The 21,890-nt window shown below is 62.3% G+C and carries 19 protein-coding genes; 11 read left to right on the top strand and 8 right to left on the bottom strand.

Annotated features, from left to right (window positions below):
• Positions 1-83: 83 nt before the first annotated feature.
• Genes KUO17_RS11880 through KUO17_RS11865 form a run of 4 tightly spaced genes read left to right on the top strand, consistent with a single transcriptional unit; the run spans position 84 to position 5,189 of the window.
• On the top strand, positions 84-539 hold the full coding sequence (locus tag KUO17_RS11880; RefSeq protein WP_217975752.1) for a (2Fe-2S)-binding protein: 456 nt from the start codon (positions 84-86) through the stop codon (positions 537-539).
• Positions 539-2,788, top strand: coding sequence for a xanthine dehydrogenase family protein molybdopterin-binding subunit (locus KUO17_RS11875; RefSeq protein ID WP_217975751.1), 2,250 nt, complete (start codon positions 539-541; stop codon positions 2,786-2,788). The genes KUO17_RS11880 and KUO17_RS11875 overlap by 1 nt, the downstream gene beginning before the upstream one ends.
• A 17-nt stretch (positions 2,789-2,805) precedes the next feature.
• Complete coding sequence (locus tag KUO17_RS11870; RefSeq protein WP_217975750.1) at positions 2,806-4,158, top strand: c-type cytochrome; 1,353 nt, start codon at positions 2,806-2,808, stop codon at positions 4,156-4,158.
• Positions 4,159-4,169: 11 nt separating this feature from the next.
• Entirely contained in the window at positions 4,170-5,189 is a 1,020-nt protein-coding gene (locus tag KUO17_RS11865) for an XdhC family protein (protein ID WP_217975749.1), read from the top strand.
• A 44-nt stretch (positions 5,190-5,233) separates the two neighbouring features.
• Here KUO17_RS11865 and KUO17_RS11860 read toward each other — a convergent pair whose 3' ends face one another.
• On the bottom strand, positions 5,234-6,085 hold the full coding sequence (locus tag KUO17_RS11860; RefSeq protein ID WP_217975748.1) for a LysR substrate-binding domain-containing protein: 852 nt from the start codon (positions 6,083-6,085) through the stop codon (positions 5,234-5,236).
• Positions 6,086-6,325: 240 nt separating this feature from the next.
• Between KUO17_RS11860 and KUO17_RS11855 the strand changes: the two genes are divergently transcribed.
• The 6 genes from KUO17_RS11855 (at position 6,326) to metC (ending at position 12,958) form a co-directional block, all read left to right on the top strand.
• Entirely contained in the window at positions 6,326-7,168 is an 843-nt protein-coding gene (locus KUO17_RS11855) for a transporter substrate-binding domain-containing protein (RefSeq protein WP_217975747.1), read from the top strand.
• Positions 7,165-7,899: an amino acid ABC transporter permease gene (locus KUO17_RS11850; protein ID WP_217975746.1), complete on the top strand. Its 735-nt coding sequence runs from the start codon at positions 7,165-7,167 to the stop codon at positions 7,897-7,899. Before KUO17_RS11855 ends, KUO17_RS11850 begins: the two co-directional genes overlap by 4 nt.
• The gene (locus KUO17_RS11845; RefSeq protein WP_217975745.1) at positions 7,889-8,677 is read left to right on the top strand and encodes an amino acid ABC transporter permease; all 789 of its coding nucleotides are present in this window, start codon (positions 7,889-7,891) and stop codon (positions 8,675-8,677) included. Before KUO17_RS11850 ends, KUO17_RS11845 begins: the two co-directional genes overlap by 11 nt.
• A complete protein-coding gene (locus KUO17_RS11840) occupies positions 8,664-9,500 on the top strand; it encodes an amino acid ABC transporter ATP-binding protein (protein ID WP_217975744.1) in 837 nt (278 codons plus the stop codon). Before KUO17_RS11845 ends, KUO17_RS11840 begins: the two co-directional genes overlap by 14 nt.
• A 17-nt stretch (positions 9,501-9,517) precedes the next feature.
• Positions 9,518-10,114 (top strand): cysteine dioxygenase family protein, encoded by a 597-nt coding sequence (locus KUO17_RS11835; protein ID WP_217975743.1) that lies wholly within the window; start codon positions 9,518-9,520, stop codon positions 10,112-10,114.
• A 72-nt stretch (positions 10,115-10,186) separates the two neighbouring features.
• A complete protein-coding gene (gene metC, locus KUO17_RS11830) occupies positions 10,187-12,958 on the top strand; it encodes a cystathionine beta-lyase (protein ID WP_217975742.1) in 2,772 nt (923 codons plus the stop codon).
• Between the two features lie 57 nt (positions 12,959-13,015).
• Here the strand turns inward: metC and KUO17_RS11825 are convergent, their stop codons facing one another.
• The 6 genes from KUO17_RS11825 to KUO17_RS11800 all read right to left on the bottom strand — a co-directional run bounded on the left by KUO17_RS11825 (position 13,016) and on the right by KUO17_RS11800 (position 20,349).
• Complete coding sequence (locus KUO17_RS11825; RefSeq protein ID WP_217975788.1) at positions 13,016-14,278, bottom strand: OprD family porin; 1,263 nt, start codon at positions 14,276-14,278, stop codon at positions 13,016-13,018.
• Between the two features lie 118 nt (positions 14,279-14,396).
• Positions 14,397-16,049, bottom strand: a complete 1,653-nt coding sequence (locus KUO17_RS11820) for an AMP-binding protein (RefSeq protein ID WP_217975741.1) — start codon at positions 16,047-16,049, stop codon at positions 14,397-14,399.
• Positions 16,046-16,786 carry a nitroreductase gene (locus KUO17_RS11815; protein ID WP_217975740.1) on the bottom strand — a complete coding sequence of 247 codons (741 nt, stop codon included), beginning with the start codon at positions 16,784-16,786 and terminating at the stop codon, positions 16,046-16,048. Before KUO17_RS11815 ends, KUO17_RS11820 begins: the two co-directional genes overlap by 4 nt.
• Positions 16,787-16,826: 40 nt before the next feature.
• Positions 16,827-18,173 (bottom strand): MFS transporter, encoded by a 1,347-nt coding sequence (locus tag KUO17_RS11810; protein ID WP_217975739.1) that lies wholly within the window; start codon positions 18,171-18,173, stop codon positions 16,827-16,829.
• A 172-nt stretch (positions 18,174-18,345) separates the two neighbouring features.
• On the bottom strand, positions 18,346-19,362 hold the full coding sequence (locus KUO17_RS11805; protein WP_217975738.1) for an AraC family transcriptional regulator: 1,017 nt from the start codon (positions 19,360-19,362) through the stop codon (positions 18,346-18,348).
• Positions 19,363-19,449: 87 nt separating this feature from the next.
• Positions 19,450-20,349 (bottom strand): AraC family transcriptional regulator, encoded by a 900-nt coding sequence (locus KUO17_RS11800; protein WP_217975737.1) that lies wholly within the window; start codon positions 20,347-20,349, stop codon positions 19,450-19,452.
• Between the two features lie 161 nt (positions 20,350-20,510).
• Between KUO17_RS11800 and KUO17_RS11795 the strand changes: the two genes are divergently transcribed.
• Positions 20,511-21,269 (top strand): SDR family NAD(P)-dependent oxidoreductase, encoded by a 759-nt coding sequence (locus KUO17_RS11795; RefSeq protein ID WP_217975736.1) that lies wholly within the window; start codon positions 20,511-20,513, stop codon positions 21,267-21,269.
• A gap of 118 nt (positions 21,270-21,387) precedes the next feature.
• Here the strand turns inward: KUO17_RS11795 and KUO17_RS11790 are convergent, their stop codons facing one another.
• Positions 21,388-21,843, bottom strand: coding sequence for a MarR family winged helix-turn-helix transcriptional regulator (locus tag KUO17_RS11790; RefSeq protein WP_217975735.1), 456 nt, complete (start codon positions 21,841-21,843; stop codon positions 21,388-21,390).
• Between the last annotated feature and the right edge of the window lie 47 nt (positions 21,844-21,890).

Here is a 21,890-nt window from a genome sequence, read left to right as displayed (position 1 = left end):
CCAACAGCGTTACCGGTAATGCGCCTCGCTGCGCATCGCCGTTTATAAGAATGCACGTCAACCGATGATCAGGCGGGTGAGCCATGGAACTACGAATCAACCAGAAGACCTATCAGGTCGATGCCGACGCCGATACGCCCTTGCTGTGGGTGATCCGCGATGATCTGGGCATGACGGGTACCAAGTACGGCTGCGGACTGGCGCAGTGCGGCGCCTGCTCCGTGCTGGTGGACGGCAGTGTGGTGCGCTCGTGCGTCACGCCGGTGGCGGGTGTGGTCGGCCGGGAGATCACCACCATCGAGGCCATCGAGGCCGATGACGTGGGCAAGCGGGTGGTCGCTACCTGGGTCGATCTTCAGGTTGCCCAGTGCGGGTACTGCCAGTCCGGGCAGGTCATGGCCGCCACGGCGCTGCTCAAGCACACCCCCACGCCGAGTGACGCGCAGATCGAGGCCGCGATGGTCAACCTGTGTCGCTGCGGCACCTACAACGCCATTCATGCCGCCGTGCATGAGCTGGCCGGCAAGGGGAGCGTTTGATGAACGTACGTATCGATCCTGCCCTGGAGGCACCCGCGCTTGCGCTGACTGACCCGATCAACCTGTCACGCCGCCGTTTTCTGACCGGTACCGCCGTGGGCGCACTGGTACTGGGCTTCGGCCTGCCGCTTGGTTCGACCCGGGTGCAGGCTGCGGCGGCAACCACTGCCGAACGCGGCACACAGGTCCCGGCGTTTCTGGAGATCCGCCCGGACAACCGCGTGCGGTTGCTGTGCCCATTCATGGAGGGCGGGCAGGGCACGTTCACCGCAATGGCGCAGATCGTTGGCGAAGAGCTGGACGCGGACCCTGCCACCTTCCTGGTCGAAGCCGCGCCGCCTGGCGAGGCCTATGTGGTCATGGACAACGGCATGCGCATCACCGGTGGCAGCATGTCGGTGCGCATGAGTTACCCGGTCATGCGCCGCCTCGGTGCACTTGCCCGCGCCATGCTGCTGCAGGCGGGCGCAGAGCGGCTTGGGGTGGCGGTGGGCGAATTGACCACCGAGCCTGGCAAGGTGGTGCACGCGGCGTCGGGCCGTTCGCTGGCGTATGGCGAATTGGCCGAGCATGCGCTGGACCTGCCGGTCCCCGACCCTGCCACCGTGAAACTGCGTGATCCGAGCCAGTTCCGCTGGATCGGCAAGCCGGTCAAACGCGTCGATGCCTATGACAAGTCCACCGGCAAGGCGCTCTACTGCATTGACCTGAAGGTCGACGGCATGCTGCACGCCGCCGTTCAGCATGCCCCTCGCCTGGGGATGACGGTGGGCAACCTGCGCAACGAAGACCAGGTCAAGGCCATGAAGGGCGTGCATTCGGTGCACCGTCTGCCGGGTGCCGTGGCCGTGGTCGCCGAGCGCTGGTGGCACGCAAAACGTGCGGTGGAGGCGATTCAGGTCGACTGGCAGGCGCCTGCGCTCGACAGCAGCGTACGGCCGATGCCCGCCGACTTTTCCAGCGATGCGTTCTTCAAGCGCCTGGCCGCCGAAAAAGGGCCTGCCCGCGACGATGAAAATGAGGGCGACGTTGCCGCGAGCCTGGCCAATGCCAAGACCCATGTCGAGGCCACGTACCACAACCAGTACCTGAACCACGCTCAACTCGAGCCGCCGTCTGCGCTGGCGCGCTTCAACCCGGACGGCTCTCTCGAGATCTGGCTGCCCAACCAGGCACCGGACATGTTCCGCGCCGATATCGCCAAACGCACCGGTCTGGAGCTGTCGCAGATCACCTTGCATTCGCCGCTGCTGGGCGGGTTCTTCGGGCGGCACTTTCTTTATGACTCCGCCAGTCCCTACCCGCAGGCCATCACCCTGGCCAAGGCGGTCGGGCGTCCGGTCAAGCTGATCTGGAGCCGCGAGGAAGAGTTTCTGCGTGACGTGCTGCGCCCTGTCGCAGCGGTCAATTTCCGCGCCGCCCTGGATAAGGACGGCTGGCCGCTGGCCATCGAGGCGATCAGTGCCACCGAAGGCCCTACCGAGGCCATCGCCGGCAAGCAGGGGGAAAAGCTCGACCCCACGGCCCTTGAAGGGTTGACGGGCAAGGCCTACGCCATTCCCAACAAACGGATCGCCCAGATCTACGTCAAAGGCCCGGCCATGCTGGGTTACTGGCGTTCGGTGGGCAACTCGCTCAACGATTTTTTCTACGAATCGTTCCTGGATGAACTGGCCGACAAGGGCGGCAAGGATCCGTTCGAGCTGCGCATGCATATGCTGCGTGACAACAAGCGCCTGAGCACATTGCTGCAGGCGGTGGGTGAGTTGTCGGGGGGCTGGAAGCGCGGGCCGTTTACCGCCCAGGACGGCACCAAGCGTGCGCGCGGGGTCGCGATGGCGTCGCCGTTCGGTACGCAGACGGCCGTGATCGCCGAGGTGTCCATCGAGAACGGGCAGGTGAAGGTTCACGATATCTGGCAGGCGATCGATCCCGGCAGCATCGTCAACCCGGCGATCGTCGACGCTCAGGTCAATGGTGCAGTGGCGCTGGGTCTGTCGCAGACCCTGGTGGAGGAGGCGGTGTGGGTTGATGGCAAACCCCGCGCGCGCAACTACGACCTGTACCCGATTCTGCGGCCTGCGCAGATGGCGCGGGTGCATGTGCGGGTGGTCGAGAGCGGGGAAAAAATGGGTGGCATCGGCGAACCGCCGCTGCCCGCCGTCGCGCCTGCCGTGGCCAATGCGGTGGCAGCGCTGACGGGCCAGCGGGTTCGCAGCCTGCCCATGAGCCGACACACCTTCACCTGATCAGCGCCGGAGCGTCCATGAACAACAGCCGATTCGCAAGAGCCGCTGGCTGGCTGGCCGTGCCGTGCCTGGTCGCGGCAGGCCTGCTGGCCTGGTATGTCACCCGCGAGCCTGACTCGCGCCTTGAAAACGATCAGGTCGCCGTGGCGGCCATCGACCCGGCGCTGGTCGCCCGTGGCGAATATGTCGCCAGGCTCAGCGACTGCGTGGCGTGCCACAGTGTGCCAGGCGGTGCGCCCTTCGCGGGCGGCCTGGAAATGGCCACGCCACTGGGCGCGATCCATGCCACCAACATCACGCCCGAGCCAGAAACCGGTATCGGGCACTACAGCCTGGCGGACTTCGACCGCGCCGTGCGCCATGGTGTGGCACCCGGCAGCCGCCGTCTGTACCCCGCCATGCCCTATCCCTCGTACGCCAAGCTCAGCGACGACGATGTGCGTGCGCTGTATGCGTTCTTCATCAAAGGCGTAGCGCCGGTCAAGCAGGCGAACATCCAGAGTGAAATTCCCTGGCCATTGAACCTGCGCTGGCCGATTGCCCTGTGGAACGGCGTGTTTGTCGACGCTGAGCCCTATGCGGCCAACAGCAGCCAGGATCAGGTGTGGAGCCGCGGCGCCTACCTGGTCCAGGGCGCCGGGCACTGTGGCAGTTGCCATACCCCACGCGGCCTGGCGTTCAATGAGAAGGCACTCGATGAGTCCGGTACGCCGTACCTCGCCGGCGCGCTGCTTGATGGCTGGTATGCGCCGAGCCTGCGTGATGACCACAACACGGGGCTGGGCCGATGGAGCGAGCCGCAGATCGTGCAGTTCCTCAAGACCGGTCGCAACAGCCACGCGGTGGTCTACGGCTCGATGACCGAGGCGTTCAACAACTCCACGCAGTTCATGAGCGACGATGACCTGGCAGCCATTGCCCGTTATCTCAAGTCGTTGCCTGGCGACCGCCAGCGCGACGGGGCGCCATGGCAGTATCAGGAGGCTTCGGCCGCGGTGCGCCTGGACACGCCGGGTGCCCACACCTACGTGACCCACTGCGCCTCGTGCCACGGCCTGGACGGCAAGGGGCAGCCCGACTGGATGCCGCCGCTGGCAGGTGCGACGTCTGCATTGGCCAGGGAGAACGCCTCGGCGATCAATATCACCCTCAATGGCTCGCAGCGTGTCGTGACCGCCGGTGTGCCGGATGCCTATCGCATGCCCGCCTTCCGTGAGCAGTTGTCGGATAAACAGATCGCCGAGGTGCTGACATTCGTGCGCAGCACCTGGGGCAATCAGGGCAGTGCCGTACCGGCGCAGGCGGTGAGCACGCTGCGTGAGCACACCGATCCGGCCAGCAGCAGCCCGATCATCCTGCACATGCGCTAGAGGAGAGCCTGATGGAAAGCATCGACCTGCTGGTCCTGCGCACCGCGCGGGACTGGCTCGCCGCCGGGGAGCGCGTGCTGCTCGCCACCGTGGCGCGCACCTGGGGTTCTTCGCCGCGTCCGGTGGGGTCGATGATGGCCTTGCGTAACGATGGGCGAGTGGTAGGCAGCGTGTCTGGCGGCTGCATCGAGGACGACCTGATCCATCGCTACACGACAGCCCACGGTGGGGGCGGCATGAGCCACAGTGCGCCCGAGGTGGTGCGCTACGGCGTCAGCGCCGACGACGCCCATCGTTTCGGCTTGCCCTGTGGCGGTACGCTTGAGCTGATTCTGGAGTTCAGCCCGTGCCGGCAGTCGCTCGACGAGTTGCTGGTGCAGTTGGATGCCGGGCGGCTGGTGCGCCGGCGGCTGGCGCTGGAAGCCAATCAGGTCACGCTCGAACCCACGGCGACACCGGAGCAGTTCAGCTTCGACGGCCAGCACATGCTCAATACCCTGGGACCGGGGTATCGGCTGCTGATGATCGGTGCCGGTGCGTTGGCCGAGTACCTGGCCACCATGGCGTTGTTCAACGGGTTCAAGGTTGCGATTTGCGATCCACGGCCGGAGTACATCGAGACGTGGGCGGTGAACGGCGTGGAGCGCATTGTCGGTATGCCCGATGACGTGGTCCGTGATTTTGCGGTCGACCTGCGAACCTGCATCGTCGCCCTGAGCCATGATCCCAAACTCGACGATCTGGCACTGCTCGAAGCCCTCCACAGCCCGGCGTTCTACATCGGCGCCATCGGCTCGCGGCGCAACAGCCAGTTACGCCGCGAACGCCTGATCGAGCATTTTGGTGAAACCCAGGCGTCACTCGAGCGTCTGCACGGGCCGATCGGCATCTACATTGGCAGCAAGACGCCTGCGGAGATCGCCGTCAGCGTGATGGCCGAGATCCTTGCTGCCAAGAATGGCGCCAGCCTGCCGAGTGAGTTCTCGATCGCCAGGTCCAAGGCGCAAGAAGGCCTGCCAGCATCAGGTTGAGGGTCGAATTGTCACGGTAGCGTTCGTTTTGGCGGGTTCGCACATCAGAGCCCCTGGCTGCCCTTGATCAATTCATAGGCCCGGCGTACCAGTGGGTTCAGGGTGTTGGGCCGGATCCACAGGTAGTAGGTCACGTCCGGCAAGCGCGGCAACCCATCGTTTTCCCCCAGCACCCGCATGTCTGGCCCGAGCATTTCCATGCTCCTTGCGGTCACACCCAGCCCTGCGCGGGTCGCCGCCTTGATCCCGATCAGGTTCGACGCCAGGTACGCCTGGCGCCAGGGAATATTCGCCCGCTCAAGCGCCTCCAGCGCATAGCGCCGATAGATGCTCGGTTCGTCCACCAGGATCAACGGCAGCGGCTCGCCGGGCGTGTGAATGTACTGTGCCGAGCAAATCCACCACACCGGCGAGGTGCGCAGGGCGAAGCCTTGAAGGCTGGGGTCCTGGCGCGTGGAAATCACCATGTCCACCTTGCCCCGGTGCAGGTCGTCCATCAGGAACGGGCTGCGCCCCACGTCGATTTCCAGGTGCAGGCGCGGCGCCGAGCGGGCGATGTGGCTGAGAATCGGCGGCAGAATGGTGTCGGCGATGTCGTGGGGTGAGCCGATGCGCAGCACACCGCTCAAGCTGCTTTCACGCAGGGAATTGAGCGCGTCATCGTTGAGCGACAGCATTTGCCGTGCATGCCTGAGCAACTGCTGGCCCGCCTCGGTGAGCTGCTTCTGCCGCCCGCGCTTTTCGAACAGGCTCACGCCCACCTGTTGCTCCAGGCGCTGCATGTGCTGGGTGACCGACGATTGTGTGCGGTCCAGCTGCGCGCCGGCTTCGGCAAAGCTGTGGTGATCGACCACGGCAATGAAGGTGCGTAGTAATCCAAGATCGAGGGTCGACATGCAGGTACTTGCATCAAGGGTATGAAGCTAAACATTACCTATCTTTATGTGTTTGGAGAAGCGAGTTTTCAAGGTTGGCCTGTAGTGGCAGTAAATACGGCCTTATAAGCGTTTTGATTGAATGTGAAAGCAGGCCAGTTATAACGATATTAGATATTTGAATTTCCGTTATGGGGGCGCTGTACCTAGGATCCCCTCCCATCAGGTCGGTGCACGCCGACTGTCCATGAGGGGAAATCCATGTTGCTCAAGCGCTCACCTGTAAAACGTTTCATGCCTGTGATGCTGGGCGCCTTGATCTCGTTGGCCGCCAGCGCTGCGGCCCAGGCCGATGCGACGCTGGACAAGATCGAGCAGCGCCATGCAGTGGCGGTGGGTGTACTGCTGTCGGGCGGTCCTTTTGGCGGGATTGATCCGGCGACGCAGAAACCACGCGGCTTGAATGTCGAACTGGCTCAGGAGCTGGGCCGCCAGTTGGGCGCCGAGGTCCAGCTGGTGCCGGTGTTGCCTGCCAACCGCGTGCAGTTTCTGCAGCAGGGCAAAGTCGACTTGCTGATTGCCAACATGGAGTGGACGGCGGAGCGGGGCGAGATTCTGGGGTTTGTGCCGACGCCGTTCTACCGGGTGGGCGGTACCGCCGCAGTGCTCAAGGACAGCAGGATCAACCGTTGGGAAGACCTCAAGGGGCAGCCGGTGTGCACCTCTCAGGGCAGCAGCTATGTGAAGCCGCTCACTGAGCTGGGCGCGCAGTTGAAGGCCTTCAAGAGCTCGTCCGAATCCTTGTTGGCGCTGCGTGGCAACAACTGCGTCGCCGCGGTACATGACGCCACGCTGATCAATCCATTGATCGCCGACAGTGCCGAGTGGAAGAACTATCGGGCGATCAGCCCGGAACTCAACCCGGCGCCTTCGGTGATCTGGACCCGTCGCGGTGAAAGCGACACCCAGGCCCGGCTCGATCCGATCGTCAAGGCACTGCACCGCAGCGGCTGGCTGATCGAAGCCCAGACCCGCAACCGCATCACGCCGGCGTCACCGGCACTGATCGAGCTGCAGAAGCAGTTTCAGGCCAATGGCGCATGAGCCATTGGCTGGAATCATTCGTCCAGTGGGCTGCCGGGTTCGGCCTGAACTACGGCTTTCTATTGGACGCCTACCAACGTGGCAGCCTGGAGCAGGGCGCGTTGACCACGGTGTGGCTGTGCCTGTTCACCAGCGTCGGCAGCCTGCTGGCCGGTGTGGGGCTGGCGGCAATGCTCACCTCGGGCAAGCCGTGGCTGGCGACGCCGGCACGGGTATTTGTCGAGGTGACCCGCAACACGCCGACGCTGGTGCAGCTGTATTGTGCGTTCCTGGTGTTGAACATGCTGTTGACCCAGGCCGTCGGTGCGGCCAATCCGCTGACCCCCTTTGCCTGGGTCGTGATCGTGATCTCGCTGCACAAGGGCGTGTTCCATGCCGAGGCCTTGCGTGCCGGCATCGAGGCCGTGCCGACGGTGACGCTGGAGGCGGCCGGTTCGCTGGCGTTCAGCAGCCGTCAGTTGCTGTGGCATGTGCAACTGCCGTTGGCCGTTCGTTTCGCCTTGCCGTCGCTGATCAACAACCTGATCGACCTGGTGAAGATGACCGCCGTGGCCTCGGCCATCGCCGTAGGCGACATCACCTACGCGGCGATCATGATCTGGACCCAGAGCGATAACGTGCTGGAGCTGATGATCCTGATCCTGAGCTTTTTCGGCCTGCTGAGTTTTATCGTCAATTGTGTGGGGCGCGCCCTTGAAGCGCGCCTGAGGATGCCCGGCTATGGCCATTGAATCGTCCGTCAGCGTGCCGCCGGCGTGGCCCCGGCGGCATGTCGGCAAGCTGTTGCTGTTACTGGGCACTGTGCTGTGGCTGGGCTATGTCGCCCCGCACAGCCCGGTACTGAAGGCACTGTGGCAGTGGTCGCCGGCCCTGGCCGCAGGGTTTGGCCAGAACATTCTGATCAGCCTGGTGGCTATTGGCTTGGGCTCGGTGCTGGGGCTGCTGGTAGGTGCCCTGGCGTTGTCGCCGCTGTGGCTGCTGCGTTTTCCCGCGAAGATCTGGGTACAGATTTTTCGCAACGCGCCGTGGCTGGTACTGATCTATTTCACCACCTACGTGTTCCCGTTCGAGGTCCGCATCGCCGGTGCCTATATCGCGTTCCCGGACTGGGTCAAGGTGACCATCGGCCTGGCCTTGCCGGCGAGCGCCAACGTGGCGGAAATCTTCCGTGGCGCCATCGGCTCGGTCCCCAGCACGCAATGGGAGGCCGCTCGGTCAATGGCCTTTACCCGTGGGCAGATTTTCCGCTCGATCATTCTGCCGCAGTGCTTCAAGCGCATGTTGCCGCCGTGGATGAACCTGTATGCGGTGATCACCATGGGCACTGCACTGGCGTCCCTGGTGGGTGTGCACGACGTGATCGACACCGCGCAGATCGCCAGCAACACGGTGAACATGACCGGCTTCACCGTGCTGATCTACCTGAGCCTGCTGGTGCTGTTCTTCGCCTATTGCTACCCCATTTCCCGACTCACCCAACACCTGGAGCGACGTTATGCCTTCTACTGAAACCGTCGCCGAGCCTTTGGTCAGCCTGCGAGATCTGCACCTCTCGTTCGCCAGCAATCCGGTGCTCAAGGGCATCGACCTCGACGTGCACCGTGGCCAGGCCGTGTCGATCATCGGCCCGTCGGGCTCTGGCAAGTCGACCATCCTGCGTTGCATCACCGGCCTGTTGCAGCCACAGCGCGGGCGCATTCGGGTGGGCACGACCGAGGTTCACACCCTGGCCCGGGAAGCCCAGCGCATCGAGTTGCGCAAGCGTGTGGGGTTTGTGTTCCAGCAGTACAACCTGTTCCCGCATCTGTCAGTGCTGGAGAACCTGGTGATTGCCCCGCGCAAGGTGTTGGGCCGCAGCCGCGCCGATGCCGAAAAGGAGGCGCGGGCGTTGCTGGCCAAGGTGCGCATGGAGCACAAGGTCGATGCCTACCCGGGGCAGTTGTCCGGCGGCCAGCAGCAACGGGTGGCGATCGCCCGGGCGCTGGCGATGCGCCCGGAACTGATCCTGTTCGATGAGGTGACCTCGGCGCTGGACCCGGAAACCGTCGGCGAAGTGCTGACGGTGATTCGCGAGCTTACCGAGGAAGGCATGACGTGCGTGCTGGTCACCCACGAGATGCGCTTCGCCGAAGAGATCAGCGACATCGTCTACTTCACCGAAAACGGCGTGATCGTGGAGCACGGCAGCGCCGAACAGATTTTCAAGCGCCCGACCAGCGAGCGTACCCGGCAATTCCTGCGCCATGCCCTGGGTGATGCGGGGCGTCGTCCCGCCGTTGCCAACGATCCGTATGTGCTGACCAACCTGGGGCGTTACAGCCTGTCCGTCTGATACCGAGGAGCCTGTCCATGAGTACCGAAAACCGTGCCGCCGTCATCGAGGACTTCCTGAAGAAAGTCCGTGTCATCAACCAGCGCGGCGTCGACCGCGCCGCGCTGGCGCAAATCGTTGCCCTGCTCGAAACCCTGGCCGAGCGCCGCGACCTGTTCAATTTCGACGTCTTCCCGGCACCGGTGCCGGGGCAGGGCAGCACCGCGTTTCGCTACCGCCTGAACGACGACGGCGATACGCCCACGCTGTACCTGAATTCACTGTTGCCGGGCAAAAGCACCATCGCGCACAACCACGAAACCTGGGCCATCATCAGCGCCGTTGAAGGTCAGGAAATCAACTATGTCTATCGCCGTGACGACGAAGGTCGCGAGCCTGGTTTCACCACCTTGCACCTGCAAAAGGAAGTGATCGTGCAACCCGGCACGTCGATCTCGTTCCTGGGTGAAGACCTGCACGGCATTCGCGTTGAGGGCGAGCAGGCGACGCTGCATTTCCATCTGTATGGCCTGCCGCTGGAGTCCCTCAACGGTCGCTACGGCGTCGAGGCCGACGGGCGCATTCTCAATTACAACGCCTCGCAAATGGCGCCATCGATCAAGGCTTACGCGTGATCGATCGTTGCTGCTAGCGGCGAATGAGCGCTTTGTGGCGCTTCAATGACTTTTTTTCCAGACGGGACTTCCATGAGCCAGACCGTAACCCCGGGGCAATTGCAGCAGTGGCTGTTCGACGGGCAGGAAATAGCCCTGTTCGATGTGCGCGAGCACGGCCAGTATGGCGAGGGCCATCTGTTTTTCGGGGTCAATTTGCCCTACAGCCGACTGGAGCTGGAGGTTCGGCGTCTGGCGCCCAACCCTCAGGTGCGGCTGGTGATCTATGACCAGCAGGGCGGTGATGTCGCCGCACGTTCCGCCCAGCGCCTGCAGGCATTGGGGTATGGCCAGGTGCACGTGCTCGAGGGCGGCGCCCAGGGTTGGCAGGCGGCCGGCTATCAGCTGTTTGCCGGTGTGCATGTGCCGTCCAAGGCCTTTGGTGAGTTGGTGGAGGAGGCCAGCCACACACCGCATCTCACCGCGCGACAACTGGCCGAATGGCAGGCGCGTGGCGAGCCGCTGGTGCTGCTGGACGGCCGGCCATTCGATGAATACCGCAAGATGACCCTACCCGGCTCGGTGTGCTGCCCGAACGGTGAACTGGGTTATCGGATTCATGATCTGGTGCCGGATGAAACTACGCCGATCGTGGTCAATTGTGCCGGCCGCACCCGCAGCATCATCGGCGCGCAAACGCTGATCAACCTGGGGTTGAAGAACCCGATCTACGCGTTGGAGAACGGCACCCAGGGCTGGTACCTGGAAGACTTTGAGCTGGAGCACGGCAGCAGCCGTCGCTATGCCGATGCCGTTTCAGAGGCGCCGTTGGCCGCACAGCGACTGGCCGCCGCGCGGTTGGCGCAGCGCGCCGGGGTAAGAACCGTTGCGGCCGAGCAGGTGGCTCAGTGGTCCGAAGAGGCCGGGCGCAGTCTGTTCCTGTGTGACGTGCGCACCGCCGAGGAGTTTGCCGCCGGCACGCTGGCCGGGGCGCAGCACACGCCGGGCGGGCAGTTGATTCAGTCCACCGACCTGTACGTGGGGGTGCGTCGGGCGCGGCTGGTGCTGATCGACAGCGACGGGGTACGCGCGCCGATTGTCGCCAGTTGGCTGCGCCAGCTGGGGCATGAAGCCTATGTGCTTGAAGGGGGCGTGAGCAGCGCTTTGGCGTTGCCTGTTGCCGAGGTCAACCTTGGTCAGGCATTGCCCCTGATCACGCCGTTGGCACTGGCCGATGCACTGAAGGATGATGCGGTTGCGCTGATCGATTTACGCCCCAGCATGGCCTTTCGCAAAGGCAGCATTGCTGGCTCGCGTTGGTCGATCCGCTCGCTGCTGGCCACCCACGTAGCTGGCGAGCGCCGGCCTCTGGTGTTGCTGGCCGATGATCCGTGGTTGGCCGAACTCGCGGCGCAGCAATTGCCCGAAACCCAGCGCGCGCACCTGCGCCTGCTGGACGGCGGCCTCGATGCCTGGTCTGCGGCCGGCCATGCCGTGGAGCAAAGCCCCCGTACGCCTGCCGATGATCAATGCATCGACTTTCTGTTCTTCACCCATGATCGCCACGCCGGCAACAAGGACGCCGCGCGACAGTACCTGGCCTGGGAAATCGGTTTGCTGGCGCAGATGAGCGACGACGAAATCGCCAGCCTCAACCCCCTGCAACCCGAGTCTGCCCAGGGCGCGCGAGTGCGTACCCGGCTGGCCCACGCCGGGCGCACCGAGCCAGGCAGTGGGGGGCGCTCGGTCAACGTGCCTGTCACCCGCTTGAGCACCGTGTTGTTCGACAACCTGGCACAGATGCGCGACGCCCGTGCGCGCCGTGACAGCGAGCGGGTGTTGAGTTACGGCGCCCGTGGCAACCCTACGGCCTTCGCCCTCGAAGACCTGGTCACCGAGCTTGAGGGGGGGCATCGCACACGCTTGTTCAGCACAGGGCTGGCGGCGGTCGCGCAGACGTTTCTGGCCTACCTGCGCCCCGGCGATCACGTGCTGATCACCGATGCCGTGTACGCCCCTGTACGACGCCTGGCTGAGGCATTTCTTCAGCCATTCGGTATCCAGGTCAGCTACTTCGCCCCCGACGGCAGCGACCTGCCGGCGCAACTGCAAGCCAACACGAAAATGGTCTACACCGAGGTGCCGGGTTCCTTGCTGTACGAGCTCAGCGACTTGCCGGCCATTGCCGCCCTGTGCAGGCCGCGGGGGATCCTGCTGGCCGTCGACAACACCTGGGGCTCGGGTTACCTGTACCGCCCGCTGACCCTGGGCGCGGACATCTCGATCATGGCACTGACCAAATACCTGTGCGGCCACAGCGATGTGGTCATGGGCAGCGTGTGTACCCGTGAGCACGCCTGGCCGCCACTGGCGGCCATGAGCGATACCTTGGGTGCCACGGTCAGCCCCGACGACGCCTACCTGGTGCTGCGCGGCGCACGGACCCTGGCGGCTCGCCTCGATGTTCACGAACGTCAGGCGCTGGAAGTCGCCCACTGGCTCCAGGCGCAACCCCAGGTGAAGCGGGTTTTCCACCCGGCATTGTCCGACCACACCGGCCACAGCCTGTGGCAGCGCGACTTCAAGGGCAGTAACGGTTTGCTCTCGTTCGAATTGCGCGACGCCGATGCGGGTTACCTCGAGCGCTTCATCGACGCGCTCCAGTTGTTTGGCTTGGGCGCTTCGTGGGGCGGTTATGAAAGCCTGGTCACTGTCGCTGACCTCAAGGGGCGTGACAGTGAAGCGGATCATTTGTTGAACCCTGTGCTGCGTCTGCACATTGGTCTGGAAGATGTCGAGGCGTTGATCGAGGACCTGGCGCGAGGGTTCGCCGTTGCCACTGTCAGTTCAGGTGGTATCAGTTGACGGCGCCATGCGATGGGTCGGCTGCTGGCGCAGCCGACCAACGATGGATCTCACCCGTCAAAACTTAAATGTGTACCGGAAAATCAAACGGTTTTCGTTGGCGCTATCGGCGTACGTCGAGCGATTGGTCGAGTTGCGCCACTGCGCTGACACATTTTTGAACGGCCCACTCTGGACGGTGTAAGTGATATCGGTCACACGCTCCCATTCCTTGCCGTCCTCTCCTGCGAGTCGTAAGCGGGCGGCCTGAGCTGAACCCAGCAACGTCGGGTCTACCTGCTGTCCTTTCGCATATTTCAAACCAAGGGTGAGTCCAGGCAACCCCGCGGCGGCAAAATCAAAATCGTAACGTGCAATCCACACCCGTTCCTGAGGCGCCGTAAAGGTGCTGACCAACGACTCGCCGAACAGATAGGTGTCAGCGCCATTGATCATGGCGAACGTCGTATCCCCCCAGGCTTGCTGGAAGCCGGCACCCAGGGTGTGGCCGTTCTGGCGAAAGGCAAGCATCGTGCTGAGTGTTCGGTTGTCCACTTTGCCGATACCCTGATCACCTGTATCGCCGGCAGAAAAGTAGCGAACGTCAGACAGCACGGTGCCGCCGCCCAGCGCGTGTTCAAACTTCAGGCCAAAGAAATTCGAGCGGTAAAGGTCTGCCAGCTCGGCCACATGGTAGCTGAGTGAGAGTTGGGGCGTCGGTTTGTAATCAAGCGCCAGGTAGGAGAAATGATCGGACTTTACCGGCGTGTAGCCGAACGCCGACAAGCGTTCGAAATCTGTGGAGTTGCGTTGTTTTACCGCGTTGATACGGATCGCACTGAAGGTCAGCGCTTCCAACTCCTTGGATACCAGCATCCCACCCCGGAACACTTGTGGCAGCAGCCGGCTGTTATTGCTCGACAGCAGCGGGAGTACCGGGTTGAGCCCGCCGACGCGCAGCTCACTGCGGCTCAGGCGCGCTTTTGCGGTGGGTATGAATTTGCCGTACTCATCTTCTACATTACGCTGCGAGTCATAGGCCAGCAGACCTGAACCCGTACGGTCAGGGCTGGAGTCGAGTTTCACACCCAGCAGACCGAGTGCGTCGACGCCAAGACCCAACGGGCCCTCGGTGAATCCAGACTGCAGATTCAGGATGAAGCCCTGAGCCCACTCGTCGCGTTTGGATTGGCTGGCCCCTTCGTTGCGAAAGTCCCGGTTGTAGTAAAAGTTGCGTAACTCCAGGGCGGCCTGTGTATCACCGATAAAATCTGCAAAGGCGTTTGGCGCCCCACAGGAAAACAGCAGAATCGTCACCGACGCCTTAGGTTTGCGTGTCATCTCGAATGCACCTTTTTTTGTTGTTTTTGGTGTTTGCGGCGCGCACGACGCCTCAGAGGGCGACGCGTGCGCGTTGCGCATGCAGACAGTCTTGAGGTTCAGTAGAAAGGGTGAGGTATCAGCCGGTTGAGGCCAGACGTACGATTGCCTCTTGGCTCCCGGCTTGTTGGCGCAGGATGAACTTCTGGATTTTCCCCGTGGCGGTTTTCGGCAGCTCCATGAAGATCACGCGGCTCGGGCACTTGTAGCGGGCCAGGCGCGCCTGGCAATACGCGATCAGTTCAGCTTCGGTGGGGGGCTGAGCCTGGCTTCTGAGCTCGATGAAGGCGCAGGGCACTTCCCCCCATTTGTTGTCTGGCTGCGCCACCACGGCGGCGTGCAATACCGATGCGTGGCCATGAAGAATGTCTTCGATCTCCACGGATGAAATGTTTTCACCGCCGGAGATGATCACGTCTTTTGTGCGGTCGGTAATCTGCACGTAACCGTCGGGATGAACCACGGCGACATCACCGGTATGGAACCAGCCACCTTCAAACGCTTTTTGCGTTGCGCACGGGTTTTTCAGATAACCCATCATGACGGTATTGCCGCGCAACAACAGTTCACCGGTGGTCTGGCCATCATGCGGGACGGGTTCGAGTGTCTGTGCATCGGCAACCAGCAAGCCTTCGAAAGCTGCCGCCCGCGCGCCCTGTCTTACGCGCATCCTGGCCTTGTCGGGGGCACTGAGGTCATCCCAGGCGTCCTGCCAGGCACAACTGACAGGCGTACCCGCGACTTCGGTGATGCCGTACACGTGATCCACCTGAAAACCCATAGAAACCACCGCATCCAGGACGGTGGCCGGGGGAGGGGAACCGGCCGTCAGTACACGCACCGGGTGGGGGAGGTCGAGCGGGGTTGGGGTATTGGCAAGCATGGCCATCACCGTCGGTGCTGCACAGAAGTGATCGGCTTTATGGGCGGCAATGGCCTCGAAGACCGCGTCCGCCGTCACCTTGCGCAGGCAGATATGGGTGCCTGCCGCAGCGGTGATCGCCCAGGTGAAGCACCAGCCGTTGGCGTGGAACATGGGCAGTGTCCATAAATACCGTGGCGCCTGGGCAAGTGGCCAATTGGTCATCTGCAGCAAACTCATCAGGTAGGTGCCCCGATGGCTGACCACGACGCCCTTGGGGTCGCCGGTGGTACCGGAGGTATAGTTCAGCGCAATCGGCTGCCACTCTGTGCTGGGCCATACGCCCTGGAAGCTCGGGTCGCCTTCGGCGAGCAGGGTTTCATAGTCGGTAACGTCACTATCGCTGCTTGTCGGGGCCAGGTGATCGCGGATCATCACGATTGCCGGGGGGCGTTCGAGTTTCTCCAGTGCGGCGCAGGCCACGGTCATGAGCTCGCAATCAACCAGCAGCAAGGTGCACTCACTGTGACGCAGAATGAATGCAATTCCCTCGGCATCCAGGCGATGGTTGATGGTGTTGAGGATGGCGCCGGACAAGGGTATGGCGAAGTGGGCCTCGATCATGGCCGGGGTGTTCGGCGACAGGATCGAAACAGTCTCGCCCTGTTGCACGCCCCTGCCGGCCAGCGCTGATGCCAGTCGGTAACAGCGCTCGCGTGTCTGTGCCCAGGTGCGCTGCAGTTCTCCGTGGATAATCGCCACCCGCTCAGGATGCACCAGCGCTGCGCGGTCCAGAAATCCCAAGGGTGTCAACGGCACGTGGTTTGCCGGGTTTTGATCAAGTCCACTTGCGTATGCGCCACTGATCATGGGCAGGTCTCCTTATTATTATGATGAAAAACGGTGAAAGCGCTGACAGGCTCCCGGCCTGTGATCAGGGTGTTTTCAATGGCCTTCGGGTCGGCGTAACCAAGGCTCATGCCACACACCAGCATCTGATCGGTGGGGATGTTCAACATCGTTGAGATGACGCGGTGGTATTTGAGAAAGGCGGCCTGCGGGCAGGTATGCAGACCCCGCCCACGTGCCGCCAGCATGATGCTTTGCAGAAACATGCCGTAGTCCAGCAGGCTGCCCTGCTCCAGGACGTTGTCCACGGTGAACAGCAGGCCCACCGGTGCATCGAAGAAACGATAATTGCGTCCATGCTGCTGGTGCATGTGCTGCTTTTCACCCTTGGCGATGCCGAGCAATCCGTAGAGGTCCCAACCCACTTTGCGTCGGCGATCGATGTAAGGGGTGACCCATTCGTTCGGGTAGTAGGTGTAGGGATCCTGCAGGTCGCTGCTGAGCTGAGGGTCGTTATCTATCGCGCTGATGGCCATCGACAGACGCTCTTTCGCCTCACCGGTTACAACGTGCACCTGCCAGGGCTGCATGTTCACACCCGAGGCACTGAAGCGTGCGACATTCAGAATCGCTTCGATTTCCTCGTGCGCTACGGCGGTCGGCAAAAAGGCCCTGACGCTGCGCCGTGACATGATTGCCCAGTCGACAGCGTTCTGGGTTTCTTGCGCAGACAGCGGCGGTGGTGACAAGCGATTCAAGATACGCCTCCTTTTAGCGGGTTTGGTTCAGGGTGAGCCGTCAGCGGGACAAGGCCGGTAATTTGCAGTCTTGATGGGAGTCAGCCCGTGACTGATTGACGAACGTGACCGCCAGTGCGCCGATCAGGCCTGCCAGCGCGATCACCATGAAATTCTGCTCCAGCGGCAAAGCCAGTGAAACGAGCCAGCCGATCAACACCGGCGCGATGATTGCGCCGATCCGACCCACTCCGGAGGCGAAGCCCACACCGGTGGAGCGGATGGGCGTGGGGTAGAAGTCCCCGGCATAGGCGTAGGCGATCAACTGGGTGCCCAGCGTCGAGGCGCCGACGATGAACACCACGACAAACAACAACTCGGTTGAGCGTGTGAAGGCCATCGCGGTGAGTGCCAATGCCCCCACGATGTAGAACGCAATCAGCACATATTTGATATTGAACTTGTCGCTCAACCATCCCCCGCCGATCGCACCTGCAATCGCGCCCACGTTGAACACGATGACAAAGTTCAGTGCCGATCCGAGGCTATGACCTGACATCGCCATCAACTTGGTCAACCAGGAATTAAGCGCATAGACCATGAAAAGCCCCGTCATGAAGGCCAACCAGATCATCACCGTGCTGAACCCGCGACCTTCGCTGAAGAGACCCTTGATCGGGCTGTCGAGTGCGGCCTTGGTCTCGGTTGGGTTGCCTACCAATACCGCGTCATCGCTCAGTCGGAGATTGGGGCTGATCCTCTGAACGATAGTGCGTAGTTCAGCCTGGCGGCCTTGTTTGAGCAAATACGCCATGGACTCCGGCATGGTTTTCAATATCAGAGGGATCAGCAGCACAGGCAGCCCTGCGACAAAGAACACCGACTGCCAGCCATGGCTCTCGATCAGGTGTTTGCCGGTCAACGCAACGAGAATGCCGCCCACGGAGTAGCCCGCGAACACCAGAGTGACTAACCGCGTACGCAACTTGGCCGGCGAAAACTCGCCCATCTGCGCGGTGACTATCGGCAGTACGCCGCCGATGCCGAGGCCGGCGATAAAGCGCGAAATGCTGAAGCTGACGGGGTCACTGGTAAGCCCGGCGGCAGCGGTAAACAGGCTGAACAGCGCAACGCAGATGGCGATCATTTTCGGACGGCCGATGCGGTCAGCCAGTGTCCCGAGGAAAATCGCCCCGAGCATTGTTCCCAGCAGGGCCGACCCCGCCATCACGCCGGCACTGGTTGCGTCGATGCCCATGTCCTGCATGATGGCGGGCAGGGCTGCGCCGACCACGGCAAGGTCATAACCATCAATGATCAGGATAAGTACGCACCAGAACAGAATCAGCCGGTGAAACCGGTTGAATGTGGATTCGCCCGCGAGCGTGTATACGTTCACTGATTGCATGACGTGTCTCCTTCAATCTTATTGTTGTTGGTGAAGTGCACTTCGCGACATTCTAGGAAGGCGATCAGGTGCCGCCCATGTCGGGTGGCACCAATTTGTGTGAGCTGTTTGGGCATGCGTGCAACGCAGTGCGCTGAACGGCGTTGGGGCGGGGGCGCAGCAGCGGGGTGGCTTACTCCTCCTGGCGTCCGCGTCGATAGGCGCCGGGGCTGACGCCGGTCCATTTCTTGAAGGCCCGATGAAACGCACTGGTTTCCTGAAAGCCGGTGGCGGCCGCAACCTGTGTCACCGTCATGTCGCCACGCGCCAGCAGGTCAATCGCCATGTCGCGGCGCAGGTCGTCCCTGAGGTTCTGATAATGCGTGCCCTCTGCTTGTAGGCGGCGTTGCAGCGTCGAGTTTGACATGTGAAATACCACCGCCAGGTCATCGCGCTCGGGCCATTTTTCCGGGCTGGAGCCACGCAAGTAGCGTCTTATCTGCGCGCTGAGGCTGTCGTCGTTACGGTATTTCACCAGAAGGCTGCCGGGGGATTCCTTGAGAAAGGTCGCCAACGTGGCCGGCGACTGCGCAATTTTCATGTCGAGGAATCTTTTGTCGAAACTGAGCTGGGTCGCGGGTGCGTCGTATTCGATGTCCTCACAGAAGCGCATGCGGTAGTCGCTCTGATCCTCAGGCCGGGGTGCCCGGAAACTGAGCTTGTGCAGGGGAATGCGCTGGTTGACCAGCCAGCATGACAGCCCGTGTACGAGGATGAACCAGGTGCCATAGGCAAACAGGCGGCGCAGGATACCCTGGTCGTGTACCACGATGAACGCCTGATCGCCCTCGACCTGCAATTGGCCATGAATGTCGTCCAGAACCAGCCGCAGGAACGACAGCATTCTCTGCAGTGCCTGGCCCAAGGTGCTGCAGTCCATGAGTGCATGGCACATCAGCTTGAAGCTGCCGCGGCGCATGGGATGGGTGTCGATGCCAAAAAATTCGTCGTCCAGCAGGTCGGCTGTCTCCACCCACAGGCGGGCAAAAGAGGCCGCTGAGACCCGCGCTTTTGGGGCGTTGAGCAACTGAGGGTCAATGTCGGCATTGGCCAATGCAATCGTCAGGTCCAGGCCCCGCTCTCTGGCGCTGTGCAACGCCTCATGCACCAGGGCGATGGAGGTGGTGCCTTTGTCCTGAGTGGGCGTCATGGAGGTTCCGGGCAGGTGTGGTTGGGCCTAATGTAGGGCTAATGCGCATCTGCCGCCAGCGCCGGAAATGGGTGATCGGCAGGCATCCTACGCCTTGGGTGACGTACTGATCGCCTGCCTTGTCTCGCGCACGTCGCGTGCCGGCGATGCACCGAATTGCCGCACGTACTCGCGGCTGAACTGCGATGCGCTTTCGTAGCCCACTGCGAACGCCACGTCAGAGGCGCGATGCTCGCCGGCAAGCAAAAGCTGGCGGGCTTCCTGCAATCGAAGCTGCTTCTGATACTGGAGGGGGCTGAGGCCGGTCATCGACAGGAAATGCCGATGCAGGCTTGCCCGGCTCATGCCGGTTGCCTTGCACAATGCATCGATGCGAAGTCGGACATTGTAATTGTCCCGGATCCAGGCCACCGCCTGCCGGATGCTGCCCAGTGCGCCGTCGGGTTGGGCAATCTGGCGCAGCAACCGCCCCTGAGGCCCCTGAAGCAGACGATAGAGCAATTCCCGTTCGACCATGGGGCCCAGAACAGGGATATCGGCAGGTGTATCGAGCAATGACAACAAGCGCAGCAACGTGTCGCGCAGCGAAGCGCTCATCGGGTTGATCGTGATACCAATGCCTTTGGGTTCGCTCTCGCGAACCGGCGCCATGGTCGCCGCCAGTTCTGCCAGTATGGCCGGGGCCAGCACAAGGGAGACCGCAACGTAGGGCTGGCCCCCTTCAGCATCAATGATCTGCCCGATCAGCGGCAGGTCCAGGGCGCTGATGAGGTAGTGCTCACTGTCGTAGCTCAGAAGATGGTCGTTGATCGCCACGCGCTTCGACCCTTGCAGGATAAAGCAGATCATCGAGCGATACAGGCATGGCGCCGTCTCTGTAGAGCCTTGCCCGACACACAGGTCCACACGCGGGATCGGTGTACGGGTCAGGCCCGCTGGCGCATGGCGCAGGGCAATATCCAGATGCGGTGCAAGATCGTTGTTCATGAGCCGATTATGCCTGCGCCCCGGTACCGCGCAATGCGATTGATACAATCAGGCAATCAATTGAGCTTATCGGGCGTGGGTTGCAACGCTGTCATTGCCTATCTTGAGCGGGTCAAGCAAGCGCCACAAGGCGCGCCAAACCCAGCAGGCAGAGACCGTCCATGACCCACCAGATCGCACTCATCACCGGCGCCAGCCGCGGCCTAGGCCGCAGTATGGCGCTTCACCTCGCCAAGCGCGGCGTCCACATCATCGGCACCTATCGCAGTGACGTGGCACAAGCCCGATCGCTGATGCGGGACATTGAAGCGCAGGGCGCCAAGGTCGCCATGTTGCCACTCGATATCACCGATACGGCCAGCTATCAGGCTTTTTCGAGCACCGTGGCGGATATCCTCAAGGCCGACTTCGGCTGCGAGCGTTTCGATTTCCTGGTCAACAATGCCGGCAATGGCCTGTTTTCGAACTTCATTGACGCGACCGAGGACCAGTTCGGCTCACTGATCGCCACGCACCTTCGTGGTCCGGTTTTTCTCACCCAGCAGTTGCTGCCGCTCATGCAGGATGGCGGTCGTATCCTGAACGTTTCGTCTGGCTTCGTGCGCTTCACCTTGCCGGGGTACAGCATTTACGCGGCGGTCAAGGCCGCAGTCGAGGTGCTCACCCGTTACATGGCTGTAGAGTTGGGGCCGCGCCGAATTCGGGTGAATGCGATTGCCCCAGGCGCCATCGCAACCGATTTTGGCGGTGGTGTGGTGCGCGACAATACGCAGGTGAACGCCTATGTGGCGCAGGGCATTGCACTGGGGCGCGTCGGCCTGCCGGATGATATAGGCCGTGCGGTGGCTGCCATCCTGTCCGATGACATGGCCTGGGCTAACGGGACGACGTTTGACATCTCGGGCGGGCAGTTGCTGTAGCTTCAGCTGCTGGCTTGATAGCCTATCGCAAGAGTGAGCAAAAACTGTCGTCATGGATGTGGGTCCGTTGGCTCTTTTATTTTCAAGGGCGTTCAGGTTCAAACGTGCGCCCGAAAAATTAGTCCTCTGCTGTGTGATCCGCGTCGTCGCCAAGGCACTCGATGCAGGTATCCAGAAGGTCGTGCAATGCGGCGATGCGCTCGATGCCCAACAGCTCGTTGAGTGCCGTTTGCGCGATCTTCCAGGCGCGCTGAGCTTCAGCTCGCTTCGCGCGCCCAAGCTCAGTCGCGTCGACAAGTCGGCTGCGCGAATCATCGCCTGCACCGACCTTCAGCAAGCCTTGGGCCGCCAAAGGCTGAAGGTTCCTGGTCAATGTCGACGCATCCATCTGCATGCGCTTTGCCAGATCACCTGGACGAATTGGCCCCAGTTTGACGACATGCGACAGCAGCGCGTACTGCGTGTTTTTCAACCCGGTCTCTGCGACATAGTGGTCGTAGTGACGCGTCACCATGCGTGTGAGCTGGCGAAGCTTGAGGTTGGTGCATCCTTGTGGCTTGATCGGTTTCTTCATGGGGTATAGTGTATCTGCAACTATTGCATATACAAGTATTTGAGGGG

Source organism: Pseudomonas aegrilactucae (genome assembly GCF_019168305.1).
In the GTDB taxonomy this organism is placed as follows: Bacteria; Pseudomonadota; Gammaproteobacteria; order Pseudomonadales; family Pseudomonadaceae; genus Aquipseudomonas; species Aquipseudomonas aegrilactucae.
This window is presented reverse-complemented; position numbering and strand designations above follow the sequence as displayed.